The organism is Streptomyces carpinensis (genome assembly GCF_002154505.1).
GTDB lineage: Bacteria > Actinomycetota > Actinomycetes > Streptomycetales > Streptomycetaceae > Streptomyces > Streptomyces carpinensis.
The window spans coordinates 1-863 of the sequence record NZ_MUBM01000619.1 but is presented as its reverse complement, the minus strand read 5'-3'; the positions used below and the strand labels follow the sequence as shown (position 1 = coordinate 863).

Sequence of the window (863 nt, the reverse complement as noted above, 5' to 3'; positions counted from 1 at the left end):
GAAGGGGTGAACACGGCGGCGGACGGGTGACGGGTGGCGGGCAGATGGGGGACGGAGGAGGGATGGAGGGCGAGGTGGACGGGACGGCCGGCCGGGGGAGAAGCCGGGTGAACGGCCGGGTCGGATGCAGGTGCGGGCAGGTGCGGTAGGTGCGGGCCGGTGGGGCGGCCCGGGTGTCAGTGGATGATTCCGGTCCGCAGGGCGACGGCGACCATCCCGGCGCGGTCGCCGGTGCCGAGCTTGCGGGCGATGCGGGCGAGGTGGCTCTTGACGGTCAGCGCGGACAGGCCCATCGAGACGCCGATCGCCTTGTTGGACTGGCCCTCGGCGACCAGCCGCAGCACCTCGACCTCGCGGCCGGAGAGCTCTCGGTAGCCACCCGGGTGGCTCGGGGCACCCGGGGGACGGCGGTGGAGCCGGGCGGCGCCGATGGGGGCTGCGCCCGGTCGGGTGGGGAGCCCGACGTTGGTGCGGGTGCCGGTGACGACGTAGCCCTTGACTCCGCCCGCGAGGGCGTTGCGAACGGCGCCGATGTCGTCGGCGGCGGACAGGGCCAGCCCGTTGGGCCAGCCGGCGGCGCGGGTCTCGGACAGCAGGGTGAGCCCGGACCCGTCGGGCAGGTGGACGTCGGCGACGCAGATGTCACGTGGATTGCCGATGCGGGGACGGGCCTCCGCGACGGACGACGCCTCGATGACGTCACGGACTCCGAGCGCCCACAGATGACGGGTGACGGTGGAACGGACGCGCGGGTCCGCCACGACGACCATCGCGGTCGGCTTGTTCGGGCGGTAGGCGACCAGGCTTGAGGGCTGCTCGAGGAGAACGGACACCAGGCCTCCTGGGGGTGGGGGGGACGGGGC

The 863-nt window shown here is 74.4% G+C and carries 1 protein-coding gene; it reads right to left on the bottom strand.

What is annotated here, in order from left to right:
* Positions 1-176 precede the first annotated feature (176 nt).
* Positions 177-833: a response regulator transcription factor gene (locus BZY54_RS47080; RefSeq protein ID WP_030179617.1), complete on the bottom strand. Its 657-nt coding sequence runs from the start codon at positions 831-833 to the stop codon at positions 177-179.
* Positions 834-863: the final 30 nt, after the last annotated feature.